Genomic DNA, 14,494 nt, shown 5'->3' with positions numbered 1-14,494 from the left:
GGCCTACTGGGCCTCGGCCTTGATCTTGTCCAGGGCCTGGTTGAAGCCGCCGCTGGTGAGCGAGGATCCTGCCACCTTGGAGACGTTGAGTTCGTCGATGCTCTTACCCACAACCTGCGCTGCGATCCCGCCCGCGAATTCGCCCTGGAATTTCCGGGTGTTGGGGTTCGAGGGGTGCTGGGTGATGTTCACGGCCGTGACCGTGCCCGCGGCGAGCGTCAGCTCAACCCCCACGGTTTCGGTCCCGTTGGGGGAAACATAGGTGCCGTCAGCGCTGTAGGTGCCGTCCTGGTAGAGGGAAGCGCTGCTTGCCGGCGATGATGCCGTGCCGGAAGGGGCCGTGGTGGCGCCGGACGTGCTGTCGGAAGTCGCAGCGGGCACCGCGGGCGTGGCCGACGGCGCGCAGCCGGCCACCGTTCCAGCGAGGGACAGGCCGGCGATGCCGACGAAAACACTCTTGCGGACTGACGGTCTCATGATGGGGCTCGTTTCGTGGGCTGGGTGCTTACGCTGTACTCAACGTCGGATTCAGCGTAATGGTTCACCCTGTGAATCAGCATTGCGTCCGCTGTGAGGAAAAGTAGTCCGGAACCAGTCACGCACCACCCCCAAATTCGTCCCAGTGGCGGCCCCCGGTAGGCTAGAGGGGTGACTCCCGAAGAACTCTCCCTCGCCATATCCGCCTGCCTGAAAGACGCCGTCGCCGCTGGCGAAATCGCGCTTTCCGCATCAGCTGTCCCTGATGAGGTGCGCGTGGAGCGACCGAAGAACCGGGAGCACGGCGACTGGGCCACCAGCATCGCCCTCCAGCTGTCCAAGCAGGCCGGCACCAACCCGCGAGAATTCGCCACCGTCCTGAGCGCCCGGCTGAAGTCCATCATCGGCGTCGCTGCCGTGGATATCGCCGGCCCGGGCTTCCTGAACATCACCGTGGACGCCGCCGCAGCGGGTGCCCTGGCGAAGGCCATCGTGGAAGCCGGACGTGACTACGGCACCACCACCACGCTCGCCGGCCACGTGGTGAATATGGAATTTGTGTCGGCGAACCCCACCGGTCCGCTGCACATCGGCCACACCCGCTGGGCAGCCTTGGGCGATGCCATCGCACGTGTGCTGCGTGCTTCGGGCGCGGAGGTCACCGCCGAGTACTACATCAACGATGCCGGTTCGCAGATGAACGTGTTCGCGAACTCTGTTTACTCGCGGCTGCATGGACTTCCGGTGCCGGACGGCGGCTACCCGGGCCAGTACATCGCCGACCTCGGCCACGACGTCCTCACCCAGCACCCCGACATCCGGGAACTCACCGAGGTCGCCGCACTTCCTGTCATCCGCGCCGCCGCCTACAAGGCCCAGATGAAGGACATCAAAGACACCCTTGCCGATTTTGGCGTTGCGTTTGACGTCTACTTCTCGGAACAGGAACTGCACGACGCCGGCCACATCGAAAGTGCCGTCGCCCGCCTTCGCGAGCAGGGCCACGTGTTCGACGACGGCGGTGCGGTCTGGTTGCGCACCACCGACTTCGGGGACGACAAGGACCGCGTGATGATCCGCGCGAACGGCGAACCCACCTACTTTGCCGCGGACGCCGCGTACTACCTCTCCAAGAAGGACCGCGGCTTTACCGAAAAGATCTACCTCCTGGGCGCGGACCACCATGGTTACATCAACCGCCTCAAGGCCATTGCGGCCTGTGCGGGCGATGATCCCGAGGTGAACATCGAGGTGCTGATCGGCCAGTTGGTGTCTGTTAACGGCGCCAAGCTGTCCAAGCGTGCCGGCAACATCATCGAGCTCAAGGACCTTATCGACTGGCTGGGCAAGGACGCCGTGCGGTACTCCCTGGCCCGCTTCCCGGCGGATTCCCCGCTCACCCTGGATCCCGACCTGCTGAAGAAGCACAGCAACGAGAACCCGGTCTTCTACGTCCAGTACGCCCATGCGCGTACCCGCGGCGCGGCCCGCAACGCCGTGGCTGCAGGCGTGGACCGCAGCGCGTTCGAGGCCTCCCTGCTGGACCATGCCACAGAAAACGAATTGCTCTCCTACCTTGGCAGCTACCCGTCCATCGTGGCCAAGGCCGCGGAACTGCGTGAGCCGCACCGCGTGGCCCGCCATCTTGAGGTCATCGCCGGCGCCTACCACCGCTGGTACGACGCCTGCCGCATCGCACCCATGGGTGACGAACCGGTGACCGACGTTAACCGCACGCGCCTGTGGCTGAACGACGCCACCAGCCAGGTGCTGGCCAACGGCCTGGACCTGCTGGGCGTGTCCGCACCGGAACGGATGTGAAACTGATGTCGGCACAGGAAATTTCGACGCAGAAGGTGTCAGCACAGGACACCAACAGCGGATCCCCGCTGGCTCCCGAGTGGCTCGCCGTTCCCGCGGACCTGAATGCGCTCCACGAGCCAATGTGGGCGCAGGATGTGCGGAAGAACGACGCCGGTGAGCTCGCCATCGATGGCATCGCCGTCAGCGAGCTCAAGGCGCAGTTCGGCACGCCGCTCTTTGTGATGAGCGAGACAGACTTCCGGGCCCGCGCACGTTCCTTCAAGGACGCCTTTGATGCCGCGTTTGCCGACATCTGCGGGGGAGTGGACGTCTACTACGCGGGCAAGTCCTTCCTGTGCACCGCCGTAGCCGCCTGGGTGGCAGACGAGGGACTCCGGCTGGACACGTGTTCCGGCGGCGAGCTCGCGGTGGCGGCCCGGGCCGGCATCAAGGGCGAAAACCTGGGCCTGCACGGCAACAACAAGTCCGACGCCGAGATCAACCGCGCGCTGGATATGAAGCTGGGAAGAATCGTGGTGGACAGCCTCGATGAGCTGGACCGCGTTGCAAAAATCGCCTCGGACCGCGGCGAAATTGCCAACGTTATGCTGCGCCTGACTCCCGGCGTCCACGCGCACACCCACGAGTTCATCGCCACCGCCCACGAGGACCAGAAGTTCGGTCTCTCCATGGCCGGGGATTCCACCGAGCAGGCCGGACTGTCAGCAGCGGAGGAAGCCGTGGCTGCGGCCACTGGATACGCCGGCATCGAACTGCTGGGCCTGCACTGCCACATCGGCTCGCAGATCTTCGAGCCGGACGGCTTCGAGCTCGCGGCGCAGAAGCTCCTGCGTTTCCACGCTGCCATGCAGGAAAAGTACTCCGTCGTGATGCCCGAGCTGGACCTCGGCGGCGGCTACGGCATTGCCTACACCCCGGTGGACACTCCCCGCCCCGCAGCCGAGATCGCGCAGGCGATGGCCGCCGTCGTGCGTTCCACCTGCGCCGAGCTGGGGATCACGTCACCCCGGATTTCCATCGAACCCGGACGCGCCATCGTAGGCAGCACCACCTTCACGTTGTACGAGGTGGGTACCCTGAAAACTGTCCGCGTCGACGCGCCGGGCGATTCAGAGGCCGAGGAGAACGTTACGCATCCGCGCCGGTATGTGTCAGTGGACGGCGGCATGAGCGATAACGCCCGCCCGGTGCTCTACGACGCGGATTATTCGGCGATTCTGGCCTCCCGCACGTCCGCGGCGTCCCCGCAGCTGTCCCGCGTAGTGGGCAAACATTGCGAGAGCGGCGACATAGTTGTTAGAGATGTATATCTGCCCGAGGACGTGGCAGCCGGTGATCTGCTTGCTGTACCGGGGACCGGCGCCTACTGCTGGGCCCTGTCAAGCAACTACAACTATCTGGCCCGGCCGGGCGTTGTCGCGGTGCGCGGCGGATCTGCCCGGCTGATTGTCCGCGGGGAAACCGAAGAAGATCTGTTTAACCGCGACATGGGAGTGCCGAATGACTGAATTGCGAACCCTGAAAGTGGCCCTGCTGGGCTGTGGCAACGTTGGGGCCCAGGTTGCGCGGATTCTCATTGAGGACGCCGACGCTCTTGCCGCCCGTACCGGTGCCCGCCTGCAGCTCAGCGGCATCGCGGTGCGCAACGTCAATGCCAAGCGGGATGTGGACCTGCCGCAGGACCTCTTCACCACCGACGCCGACACGCTGGTCAAGGACGCCGACCTGGTGATCGAGCTCATGGGCGGGATCGAGCCTGCCCGGACGCTGATCCTCTCCGCGCTGCGCAACGGCGCTTGTGTAGTCACCGGAAACAAGGCCCTCCTCGCCCAGGACGGCCCCACCCTCTACGAAGAGGCCGACAAGGCCGGCGTGCAGCTGTCCTACGAGGCCGCCGTAGCCGGTGCCATCCCCATCCTGCGCCCCATCCGGGACAGCCTGGCCGGAGACCGCATTACCCGAGTGCTGGGTATCGTCAACGGCACCACCAACTTCATCCTGGACCAAATGGACTCCACCGGCGCGCAGTTCGCTGACGCCCTCGCCGAGGCCCAACGGCTCGGTTACGCCGAAGCGGACCCCACCGCCGACATCGAAGGCCACGACGCCGCCTCCAAGGCCGCCATTCTCGCGTCACTGTCCTTCCACACCCGCTTCGCCCTGGAGAACGTGCACTGTGAAGGCATCACGTCCGTCAGCGCGGCGGACATCGCCGCAGCCAAGGACGCCGGATTTGTCATCAAACTGCTGGCCATCGCCGAAAAGCTCACGGATGCCGACGGCGGCGAAGGCGTTTCCGTGCGCGTGCACCCCACGCTGCTGCCGCGGGAGCACCCGCTGGCCGCCGTTCGTGGCGCGTTCAATGCGGTCTTCATCGAGGCGGAAAACGCCGGCGAGCTGATGTTCTACGGCCAGGGTGCCGGCGGAACTCCGACGGCGTCCGCCGTTTTGGGTGACCTTGTCTCGGCCGCCCGCCGCATTGTGCTGGGCGGACCCGGACGCACGGAGACCACCACCGGCCACGTCCCGGCCCTGCCCATCGACTCAGCCATCACCAGCTACTACATCGGCCTGGACGTCGCTGACCAGCCCGGCGTGCTTGCCAGGATCGCCCAGCTCTTTGCGGAGCACGGCGTGTCCATCGAAATCATGCGGCAGACCATCCACCGGGACGCAGAGTCCAACGTGGAGTCCGCCGAACTGCGGATCGTTACCCACCGCGCATCAGAGGCTGCCCTCGCAGCCACCGTCGAGGCCGTCAAGGGCCTGGACGTCATCAATTCAGTGACATCCGTTCTGCGGGTAGAAGGAGTCTAAGTGGCTCACCAATGGCGCGGCGTTATCCGCGAATACGCTGACCGGCTGCCCGTAACGGAATCCACCAGGGTCATCACGCTGGGCGAAGGCGGCACTCCGCTGGTTCACGCGCAGAAGCTCTCCGAGCTCACCGGTTCCACGGTGTACCTGAAGGTCGAGGGGATGAACCCCACCGGTTCGTTCAAGGACCGCGGCATGACCATGGCCATGACGGCCGCCGTCGCGTCCGGCGCCAAGGCCGTGGTGTGCGCGTCAACCGGCAACACCTCAGCCTCCGCCGCGGCCTACGCCACCGCAGCGGGACTGAAATGCGCCGTGCTGGTCCCCGAAGGCAAGATCTCCATGGGCAAGCTGAGCCAGGCCATCGCGCACGGCGCCACGCTGCTCCAGGTGGACGGCAACTTCGATAACTGCCTGGACATTGCACGGAAGTTGGGGGAATCCTACCCGGTGTTCCTGGTCAACTCCGTGAACCCGGCCCGCATCCAGGGCCAGAAGACGGGCGCGTTTGAGATTGTTGATTCGCTCGGCGATGCTCCGGACATCCACGTCCTGCCCGTAGGCAACGCCGGCAACATCACGGCGTACTGGAAGGGCTACAAGGAGTACTCGGCGCCGTTCGAATCCGAAACCGCCGGAACCCTGCCCGCCGTGTCCACCAAGACCCCCCAGATGTGGGGCTTCCAGGCCGCCGGCGCGGCACCGTTCGTGGCGGGGCATCCCATCACGGAGCCGGACACCATCGCCACTGCCATCCGGATCGGCAACCCGGCGTCCTGGGACGGTGCCATCGCGGCCCGTGACGAGTCCGGCGGATTCATCGACGCCGTGACTGACGAACAGATCCTGGATGCCCACCGCTGGCTGTCCGCCCGCGAAGGCGTTTTTGTGGAGCCCGGCTCCGCCGCCGGTGTGGCTGGCCTGCTCAAGAAGCACGCCGCCGGTGAAGTTCCGACCGGCAAGACTATCGTCATCACCGTGACCGGCCACGGCCTCAAGGACCCCCAGTGGGCCCTCCGGACCGAGGACGGCAGTGAAGTGCAGCCGGTCAAGGTCTCGAACGACGTCGTGACAGTCGCAGCTGAACTGGGACTGGAAGAAAAGTAACCTTGGAAACCACCTCGCCCACCGCCGTTGACCTGCCCGTCATCGAAGCAGGCCAGCGCGTCACCGTCAGGGTCCCGGCCACCAGCGCCAACCTCGGACCGGGTTACGACAGCCTGGGCCTCGCCCTGGCACTGCACGACACCCTGACGGTGGAAAGCCTCGAATCCGCTGAGCTCGTCTTCGAGCTCAGCGGCGAGGGGGCGGACACGCTTCCGCAGGACGCCAGTCACCTGGTGGTCAGGGCTATGGAGGCTGCCTTTTCCCGGCTTGGTTACCGGCACGGCGGCCTCAGGATCACGGCGACGAACGTCAACCCCCATGGCCGGGGCCTGGGATCATCGGCGTCGGCAGTCGTGGCGGCCGTCTCGGCCGCCAATGCCATGGTGCCCGAAGCGGCGCGTCGCGGGCGGGACTGGATCCTGCAGTTGACCAGCGAGATGGAAGGCCATCCGGACAACGTCGCGCCCGCGATTTTCGGCGGACTGGCGCTGTCATGGCAGGACAGTGACCGGTACAGCAGCACGTGCGCTACCGTGGCCGGTTCCGTGATTCCCATCGTGGCCGTCCCCGATTTTGAATTGTCCACCGAGGCCGCGCGCGCTCTGCTGCCGGCGTCTGTGGGCCATCATGCGGCGGCCATGAACTCCGGCCGGGCGGCGCTGCTGATCCATGCGCTGACCCAGAAGCCCGAGTTCCTGCACGCCGGCACGGAGGATTACCTGCACCAGAGCTACCGGGCCGAGGCGATGCGGCCCAGCGCGTCCCTCATCAGGGCACTGCGCAACGCGGGCCACGCGGCAGTGGTTTCGGGTGCCGGACCGACGGTCCTGGTTCTCGCTGACGGCGAAGCCGAAGCCGCCGAGGTCCTTGGGTTTATTGAGTCCTTTACAGAGGCGAACACGCCGGGCATCGGCTGGCGCGTGCTGAAGCTGGCAGTGGACGTCGAAGGTGCTAAGGTGGACTTGCACCGGCGGTAATTCCGCCTATCTGATCGGCAGCTGCATTCAGTTGTTAGTGATCTCCTACTGCGCAATATTTTCCGGTGCCGCCTGCTTGGTCTGTCGCAGGAATCTGCAGCTGAATTGTCTGCCCCTGAATCGTCAGCCCAGCGCCCCGCCATTAATCGGTGCGTGAGGTGAATCAGTATCCGGCCCTGCTGGCCGAAATCCAACCGGCAAGACCGAAAATGCGGCTGCAGATCTGAACTGCAGCCCAGATCAAATCATCGCGTCCAGCTCCCAGTCTGGACGCCGTCGAGGGGGAAGGATCCTTCGTGACCGAAACCACTGAGCTGTCTTCAGCTGTGGAACCATCAACTTCTGCTGCCGGATCGTCAACGGCCGCACCCGCCAAAAGCAGCGGCCTCGCCGGCCTGAAGCTCGCCCAGTTGCAGGCTCTTGCCAGCCAACTGGGTATTTCCGGCGGATCCCGCATGCGTAAGGGGGACCTGGTCACGGCCATTTCCGCCCACCGTGCAGGTACATCAGTCAGCAAGGCCCCGGCTAAGGCCCCGGCCAAGGCTGCCGAGAAGGCGACCGAAAACCACGTAGCCCCGGCCGCTGCCGCCCCGGTGGCTGCCGCAAGCGAAACGCCGGAGGCCCCGGCCGCTGAGGGGACCCGTGCCCGTGGCCGTGGACGCAGCCGCCGCGCTGTCAGTGACGGAGTAGTTGCGGCCCCCGCCGCGGCAACGGCCACTGAAGCTCCGGCCGCCGCACCCGTTGAGGCTCCGGCGTCAGCGCCTGTTGAGGCAGGCGCAGCAGCTGAGGGCGAACGCCGCCAGCCGCGTACCCGCAACCGCCGCCGCGGCGATGCGGCCGCCACGTCAACGCAGCCAGAAGCCACTGAGGCTCCGGCAGAGCAGCCCGCCGCTGAACAGCGCCAGGCTGACCGCACCGAAACCCAGCGTGCTGATTCCCAGCGCACTGAAACCCAGCGCACTGAAACCCAGGGTGCCGAATCCGGCGACGGCCAGCGTGCTGACCGCCGCGAGAGCGGCCGCACCCGTGGCGCCCGCGACACCACGGCCCGCGACACCACGGCCCGTGACACCGCAGCCCGTGAAACCACGGCTCGCGACACCACGGCTCGTGAAACCACCGCCCGTGACGCCACTGCCCGCGAGACCACCGATGGTGGCCGCGACAACGCAGGCAGCCGTGACGCCGGTCAGCGTGACGGTGCCCGTCGCGACGACAGCCGCGACAACACCCGCGACAACGACGATTCCGACGGCGGCAGCCGCCGGAACCGCCGCAACCGCCGCGACCGGAACGACCGCAATGACCGGAGCGACCGCGCCGGTGGCGGCCAGGACAGCCGGGACAACTCGCGTAACGACCGCTTCCGCGACCGCAACGACCGCCGTCGGGGACGCACCCAGGGACCGGACGTCGACGACGTCGAGGTCACCGAGGACGACGTCCTGCTGCCCGTCGCCGGCATCCTGGACGTGCTGGAGAACTACGCGTTCATCCGCACCTCCGGTTACCTGCCGGGTCCGAACGACGTTTACGTCTCCCTGGCCCAGGTCAAGAAGTACAACCTGCGCAAGGGCGACGCCTGCGTGGGTGCCATCCGTGCACCGCGTGAAGGCGAAGACCGCAGCCAGCAGACCGCACGGCAGAAGTTCAACGCCCTGGTCCGCGTCACCTCGGTCAACGGCAAGACGCCGGAAGAGCTCAAGGACCGCGTCGAATTCGCCAAGCTGGTTCCGCTGTACCCGTCCGAGCGCCTGCGCCTTGAGACGGATCCCAAGAAGATCGGCCCCCGCGTCATCGACCTGGTTGCCCCGATCGGCAAGGGCCAGCGCGGCCTGATCGTCTCCCCGCCGAAGGCCGGCAAGACGCTCATCCTGCAGTCCATCGCCAACGCCATCACCACCAACAATCCTGAGGTCCACCTCATGATGGTGCTTGTTGACGAACGCCCCGAAGAAGTGACGGACATGCAGCGTACCGTCAAGGGTGAGGTCATTGCCTCCACCTTCGACCGTCCCGCCGATGACCACACCACGGTGGCCGAGCTCTCCATCGAACGCGCCAAGCGCCTCGTGGAAATGGGCATGGACGTGGTGGTCCTCCTGGACTCCATGACCCGCCTGGGCCGCGCCTACAACCTGGCAGCACCGGCCTCCGGCCGTATCCTGTCCGGTGGTGTCGACTCCGCCGCGCTGTACCCGCCGAAGCGCTTCTTCGGTGCAGCCCGCAACATCGAAAACGGTGGCTCGCTGACCATCCTGGCAACCGCGCTCGTGGAGACCGGTTCCAAGATGGACGAGGTCATCTTCGAAGAGTTCAAGGGCACCGGCAACATGGAGCTCCGCCTGTCCCGCCAGCTGGCGGACAAGCGCATCTTCCCGGCCGTGGACGTCAACGCGTCCGGTACCCGCCGCGAAGAGAACCTGCTTTCCCCCGAGGAAGTCAAGATCATGTGGAAGCTGCGCCGCGTCCTTTCCGGACTCGAAACGCAGCAGAGCCTTGAGCTGCTGACCAACAAGATCCGGGAGACCCAGAGCAACGTCGAGTTCCTCATGCAGGTCCAGAAGACAACGCTTGGCGCGAAGTCGGATAACGACAAGTAGCTACGCTCACCGCTCAAAACATGCCGGCCTGATGGCCGGCATGTTTTGGGCGGTTCGTCGTTAAGTCCCGTGAAACTAGACTTGTAAGAGTCGAAAGAGGTTTTGAAATGTTTGAGTCCGTACAGGGCCTGCTTGATGAGCATGATGCTATCCAGGCGCAGCTTGGTGATCCTGCTGTCTATGCTGACCAGCGGCTGGCCCGGAAGCTGGGGCGGCGTTCTGCGCAGCTCAATGGCATCGTGGAGGCATACAACAAGTGGCATGCCCTGGAGGACGACCTCGCCGCTGCGAAGGAAATGGCCTCGGAGGACCCTGAGTTTGCTGCCGAGGTTCCCGTGCTGGAGGAAGCGCTGGAGCAGGCTTCTGCGAAGCTGCGCAGGCTCCTCATCCCGCGGGATCCTGACGACGCCCGCAACGTGATCCTTGAGGTCAAGGGCGGCGAAGGCGGCGACGAAGCCGCGCTCTTCGCCGGCGACCTCCTGCGGATGTACACCCGGTACGCGGAATCCCGCGGCTGGAAGACCGAACTCATCTCGGCCAACGAATCCGATCTCGGTGGCTACAAGGACGTCCAGATGGCCGTCAAAGGCAACTCGAACGATCCTGCCGAAGGTGTCTACGCACGGCTCAAGTTCGAAGGCGGCGTCCACCGCGTGCAGCGTGTGCCCGTCACCGAATCCCAGGGCCGCATCCACACCTCAGCCGCCGGCGTCCTGGTCCTCCCCGAAGTTGACGAGCCCGAGGAGCTGGACATCAACCAGAACGACCTCAAGATCGACGTCTACCGCTCGTCGGGTCCCGGTGGCCAGTCCGTGAACACCACGGACTCCGCTGTCCGTATCACGCACCTTCCCACCGGCATCGTGGTGGCCATGCAGAACGAGAAATCCCAGCTGCAGAACCGCGAAGCGGGCATGCGCGTGCTCCGCGCCCGCATCCTGGCGCACCAGCAGGAAATCATCGACGCCGAGAACTCGGCCCAGCGTAAATCCCAGATCCGCACCATGGACCGTTCGGAACGCATCCGCACGTACAACTACCCGGAGAACCGGATCGCGGACCACCGCACCGGCTACAAGGCCTACAACCTGGACCAGGTCATGAACGGGGACCTGGAACCGGTCATCCAGTCCGCCATCGAGATGGACGAACAGGCACGCCTGGACGCCATCGGCGACTAGCCGCCGGCACCCATGACACTCGGGTCCGGGCAGTCCCTCGCGGCTGCCGTCAGCGAGGCCACGGTGATCCTCCGGGACGCCGGGGTCCCCAGCCCCCGCGTCGACGCGGAACTCCTGGCGGACCACCTGCTCGGTGTGGGGCTCGGCAGGCTCCGGGCGATGATGCTGGGGGACACTCCGGCACCTGTTGGCTATGCCGAACTTGTCGCTGAACGGGCCCAACGGATCCCGCTGCAGCACATCACCGGAGTGGCGCACTTCAGGTACCTGGAGCTCGCCGTCGGGCCCGGGGTCTTTATCCCCCGGCCGGAAACAGAGTCCGTTGTGCAGTTGGTCATCGACCACGTCAAGGGGATGGCACACCCGCGGATTGTGGACCTGGGCACGGGCTCGGGCGCGATCGCCGGCTCCATCGCCCACGAGGTGCCCGGCGCCGAAGTCCACGCCGTGGAATACAGTCCGTTCGCGCACGCGTGGGCGGCCCGGAACCTGGCGCCCCTGGGCGTCAAGCTGGTGCTGGGGGACCTCCGTGACGCGCTGCCGGAACTTAACGGAACCTTCGACGTCGTAATCTCCAACCCGCCCTACATTCCCGCCGAAGCCATCCCGAACGAACCCGAAGTTGCCCTGCACGACCCTCCCGAAGCCCTGTACGGCGGGGGAGCGGACGGCATGGAACTTCCGACGGCGGCGGCCGCCTCGGCTGCCCGGCTGCTGGTTCCCGGCGGCTACTTCGTGATGGAACACGCGGAAGTCCAGGCCGGCTGGATCGCCGGAATGATGCAGCGGACGGGTGCCTGGCGGGAGATCACCACACACCTGGACCTCAACGGCAAGGAACGCGCCACCAGCGCCGTCCTTGCCGGTCCGCACCACGAGTGATGAAAGAATAGGCCAGTGACCACAACCTACAACTGCACGTCAGAGGACCAGCGCGCCCTTGGCCTGGAGCATGCCCAGCGTGCCATCAGCGAAAAGAAGTGCGTGGTGTTCCCCACGGACACGGTCTATGGAATTGCCGCCGACGCCTTTTCGCCGCAGGCCGTCACCATGCTGTTGGCGTCCAAAGGGCGCAGCCGCACCATGCCGCCGCCGGTACTGATTCCCCGGATCAACGCGCTGGACGGCCTGGCCACAGATGTTTCCGCTGATGCCCGCAAGCTCGCCGAGGCGTTCTGGCCGGGGGGACTGACCCTGATCCTGCACGCCCAGCCGTCGCTGGACTGGGACCTGGGCGAGACCCAGGGAACTGTGGCCCTGCGTATGCCCGCCGACGAGGTGGCCCAGGAACTCCTGACGCTGACCGGTCCGCTGGCCGTGTCCTCCGCCAACCGGACCGGCCAGCCGCCGGCGCAGACCGCCGCGGAGGCACGTGCCCAGCTCGCGGAGTCCGTGGAGGTCTACCTCGAAGGCGGTTTCCGGCCGGTGGAAGGAACCGACGCCGTGCCCTCCACGATCGTGGATGCCACCGGGGCGCTCCTGCGTGTGGTGCGCAACGGCGCCGTGTCCCTGGAGCAACTCCGGGAGCACGTTCCGGGCGTCTTGGGCCTGGGCGAGATTCCGATGGCTGAGCCCGAGGAAGAATCTGAAGAAGTCGCTCTGCCGGCCGAATCAGCAGCTGAAGAGCCGGCCGCTGAAGAGCCGGCAGCTGAAAAAGCTGCCGACGGGTCGGCCGCGCCGGTTCGGGAGACTGAGGGGTGAGCCTGGCACGCCAGCACATCCCCGTCCTTGGCGTGCACGCCACGCCGCTCAAGGTGGACGAACTGCTTGAGGTGCTGGCGGGGTTCGTCGCCGACGGGACCAAGCGGACCGTCGTCGGACATAACCTGCACAGCGTCACGCTGACACATTCCGACGCCGGCTTTCGTTCCGTTTATGAGGAGAGCGACGTGGTGCTCCTCGATGGGGCGCCGGTGCTCTGGCTGTGGAGCCGAACGGGGAATGCTGTGGGGCCGGTCATGGAGTACCGGCTGGGGTCCACGGACTGGTTGCCGTCCCTGGGCAGGGTTGCCGGCCTGAAGCGGATGGCGGTGGTTGGCGCCGGCGCCGAGGCGAACGCCTTGGCTGTCGAAAAGCTCCGGAGCATTGTTCCCGGTGCCACGGTAGCGGGCCTGCCCGGCGAAGGCTGGAACGACGACGTCGAAACGGCCGCTGTGCGCTGGCTCGCAGAGCAGCAACCCCAGCTAGTCCTGCTCGGGTTGGGCATGCCGTTGCAGGAATCAGTGCTGCAGCGCCGGCTCGGCACGCTCCCGCCAGCCATCTACTGCACCGTGGGCGGCGCGATCGAACAGCTGGCCGGAATCCAGAAACTTGCACCTCGATGGCTCGGGAGGCTCGGGCTGGAATGGGCATGGCGCTTGCTGCTGCATCCCCGCCGCGTGGCGTACCGCGTGTTTGGTGAGCCGTGGGTGCTGCTATGGCTGCTGGCCCGGCGCCGGCTACGGCGCGTGTCCTAGAACTTCTGGTCCTCCAGCGGCGCGAAGCCCTTCGCACGCAGTCCCTTCGAGAAGGAACTTGCCCAGGCGAGCAGTCCCTTCAGGTCACGGCGCTGCGCAAAATAGCCAAGATAGCCCCCGACGTCGGCCACCAGCGACTTAACCCGGAAATAGCGCCGGATAAGGTACCCGCGGTTGCGGTAGTAGTAGTAACGTTTGAACGCCGAATCCGGCACGATCACATGCCATCGTGCACCAAAGACGTGCTTCGTCTCGGAAAACGCATGCGGGTGGGTGATGGCGGTGGTGGTCACCGTGCCGAACCGGATGCCCGCCTTGCGGAGGCGGATGGTGAAGTCCACCTCATCGCCGCGGATAAAGAGGCGCATGTCCGGCAGGCCCACCTTGAAGAACACGTCGGACCTGATCAGGGCACCGTTGAAGAAGTGTCCGTCGTTGGGCAGGAAACCTACTTTTTCCAGTTCGGCCCGATCATGGGTGACTTTTCCGTCCAGCCGGAAGAAGAAGGACAGCCGGTCGGGATGGCCCGGGGCTACCACCAGGGGGACCACGGCTTCAAGGTCGCGTGCCTCAGCCTCACGCAGCAGCGTGGCGAGGCATTCGGGATCTGCCGGCTCGGCGTCGTCGTCCATCATCCAGACCCATTTGGCGCCGCTGGCCACGGCCTTCAGCGCGGCGAGGGCAAAGCCGCCGGCCCCGCCGAGGTTCGCTTCGGAACGGACGTAATCAACATTTGGGTGCCGCGCGGCAACATCGCGTGCGGGGTCCGTGCCGCTGTCGACAAGGCAGATGGTGTCCACTGCCGCGGACTGCGCATTAATGGCGTCCAGCAGGACGGACAGCTCTTTATGACGGTTAAATGTCACGGCGGCAACTGCAACCCGGACGGTCATGGGGATTCCTTTCAGCATGGCCTTCAGGGGATTCCCCGCTCGCAATGCGCCAGTGTGGCGCGAAGCCATGGAGCCGTTGGCGCTAGTATCTTGACTAGAGTCCACTGTAATACAGCCCTGTAAGGCACCAAGCACTGCCTGCTGCGCGCCCGGCGACGG

At 65.9% G+C, this 14,494-nt stretch carries 12 protein-coding genes; 10 read left to right on the top strand and 2 right to left on the bottom strand.

Going from position 1 to position 14,494, the window contains the following annotated elements; all coding sequences use genetic code 11:
• Positions 1-3 precede the first annotated feature (3 nt).
• Positions 4-477: an FMN-binding protein gene (locus ACX80V_RS00825; protein ID WP_058931999.1), complete on the bottom strand. Its 474-nt coding sequence runs from the start codon at positions 475-477 to the stop codon at positions 4-6.
• A gap of 171 nt (positions 478-648) precedes the next feature.
• On the opposite strand from ACX80V_RS00825, the gene argS reads away from it, so the two are divergent.
• From argS to ACX80V_RS00775, 10 genes are all read left to right on the top strand, one after another.
• Complete coding sequence (argS, locus tag ACX80V_RS00820) at positions 649-2,298, top strand: arginine--tRNA ligase (protein WP_485841590.1); 1,650 nt, start codon at positions 649-651, stop codon at positions 2,296-2,298.
• Positions 2,299-2,303: 5 nt separating this feature from the next.
• Entirely contained in the window at positions 2,304-3,809 is a 1,506-nt protein-coding gene (lysA, locus tag ACX80V_RS00815) for a diaminopimelate decarboxylase (protein WP_485841589.1), read from the top strand.
• Entirely contained in the window at positions 3,802-5,118 is a 1,317-nt protein-coding gene (locus tag ACX80V_RS00810; RefSeq protein WP_485841588.1) for a homoserine dehydrogenase, read from the top strand. Before lysA ends, ACX80V_RS00810 begins: the two co-directional genes overlap by 8 nt.
• Positions 5,119-6,225, top strand: coding sequence for a threonine synthase (gene thrC, locus ACX80V_RS00805; RefSeq protein WP_056349448.1), 1,107 nt, complete (start codon positions 5,119-5,121; stop codon positions 6,223-6,225).
• Positions 6,226-6,227: 2 nt separating this feature from the next.
• Positions 6,228-7,202 carry a homoserine kinase gene (gene thrB, locus ACX80V_RS00800; RefSeq protein WP_141140975.1) on the top strand — a complete coding sequence of 325 codons (975 nt, stop codon included), beginning with the start codon at positions 6,228-6,230 and terminating at the stop codon, positions 7,200-7,202.
• Positions 7,203-7,498: 296 nt separating this feature from the next.
• Complete coding sequence (gene rho, locus ACX80V_RS00795; protein ID WP_485841587.1) at positions 7,499-9,805, top strand: transcription termination factor Rho; 2,307 nt, start codon at positions 7,499-7,501, stop codon at positions 9,803-9,805.
• Between the two features lie 107 nt (positions 9,806-9,912).
• Positions 9,913-10,986, top strand: coding sequence for a peptide chain release factor 1 (gene prfA, locus ACX80V_RS00790; RefSeq protein ID WP_058932004.1), 1,074 nt, complete (start codon positions 9,913-9,915; stop codon positions 10,984-10,986).
• Positions 10,987-10,998: 12 nt separating this feature from the next.
• Entirely contained in the window at positions 10,999-11,868 is an 870-nt protein-coding gene (prmC, locus tag ACX80V_RS00785) for a peptide chain release factor N(5)-glutamine methyltransferase (RefSeq protein WP_104061165.1), read from the top strand.
• A 15-nt stretch (positions 11,869-11,883) separates the two neighbouring features.
• Positions 11,884-12,687, top strand: a complete 804-nt coding sequence (locus ACX80V_RS00780; protein WP_485841586.1) for an L-threonylcarbamoyladenylate synthase — start codon at positions 11,884-11,886, stop codon at positions 12,685-12,687.
• Positions 12,684-13,442 (top strand): WecB/TagA/CpsF family glycosyltransferase, encoded by a 759-nt coding sequence (locus ACX80V_RS00775; RefSeq protein WP_485841585.1) that lies wholly within the window; start codon positions 12,684-12,686, stop codon positions 13,440-13,442. The genes ACX80V_RS00780 and ACX80V_RS00775 overlap by 4 nt, the downstream gene beginning before the upstream one ends.
• Here the strand turns inward: ACX80V_RS00775 and ACX80V_RS00770 are convergent.
• Positions 13,439-14,335 carry a glycosyltransferase gene (locus tag ACX80V_RS00770; RefSeq protein WP_252609850.1) on the bottom strand — a complete coding sequence of 299 codons (897 nt, stop codon included), beginning with the start codon at positions 14,333-14,335 and terminating at the stop codon, positions 13,439-13,441. The two genes, ACX80V_RS00775 and ACX80V_RS00770, sit on opposite strands and share 4 nt — an antisense overlap.
• Between the last annotated feature and the right edge of the window lie 159 nt (positions 14,336-14,494).

The organism is Pseudarthrobacter arbutini, assembly GCF_054510915.1.
This window is presented reverse-complemented; position numbering and strand designations above follow the sequence as displayed.

Excerpts from the sequence above, each read along its gene's own strand:
- prmC (WP_104061165.1), top strand. The coding sequence starts at position 10,999 with ATGACACTCGGGTCCGGGCAGTCCCTCGCGGCTGCCGTCAGCGAGGCC.
- ACX80V_RS00825 (WP_058931999.1), bottom strand. The coding sequence starts at position 477 with ATGAGACCGTCAGTCCGCAAGAGTGTTTTCGTCGGCATCGCCGGCCTG.
- ACX80V_RS00810 (WP_485841588.1), top strand. The coding sequence starts at position 3,802 with ATGACTGAATTGCGAACCCTGAAAGTGGCCCTGCTGGGCTGTGGCAAC.
- lysA (WP_485841589.1), top strand. The coding sequence starts at position 2,304 with ATGTCGGCACAGGAAATTTCGACGCAGAAGGTGTCAGCACAGGACACC.
- ACX80V_RS00770 (WP_252609850.1), bottom strand. The coding sequence starts at position 14,335 with ATGACCGTCCGGGTTGCAGTTGCCGCCGTGACATTTAACCGTCATAAA.
- prfA (WP_058932004.1), top strand. The coding sequence starts at position 9,913 with ATGTTTGAGTCCGTACAGGGCCTGCTTGATGAGCATGATGCTATCCAG.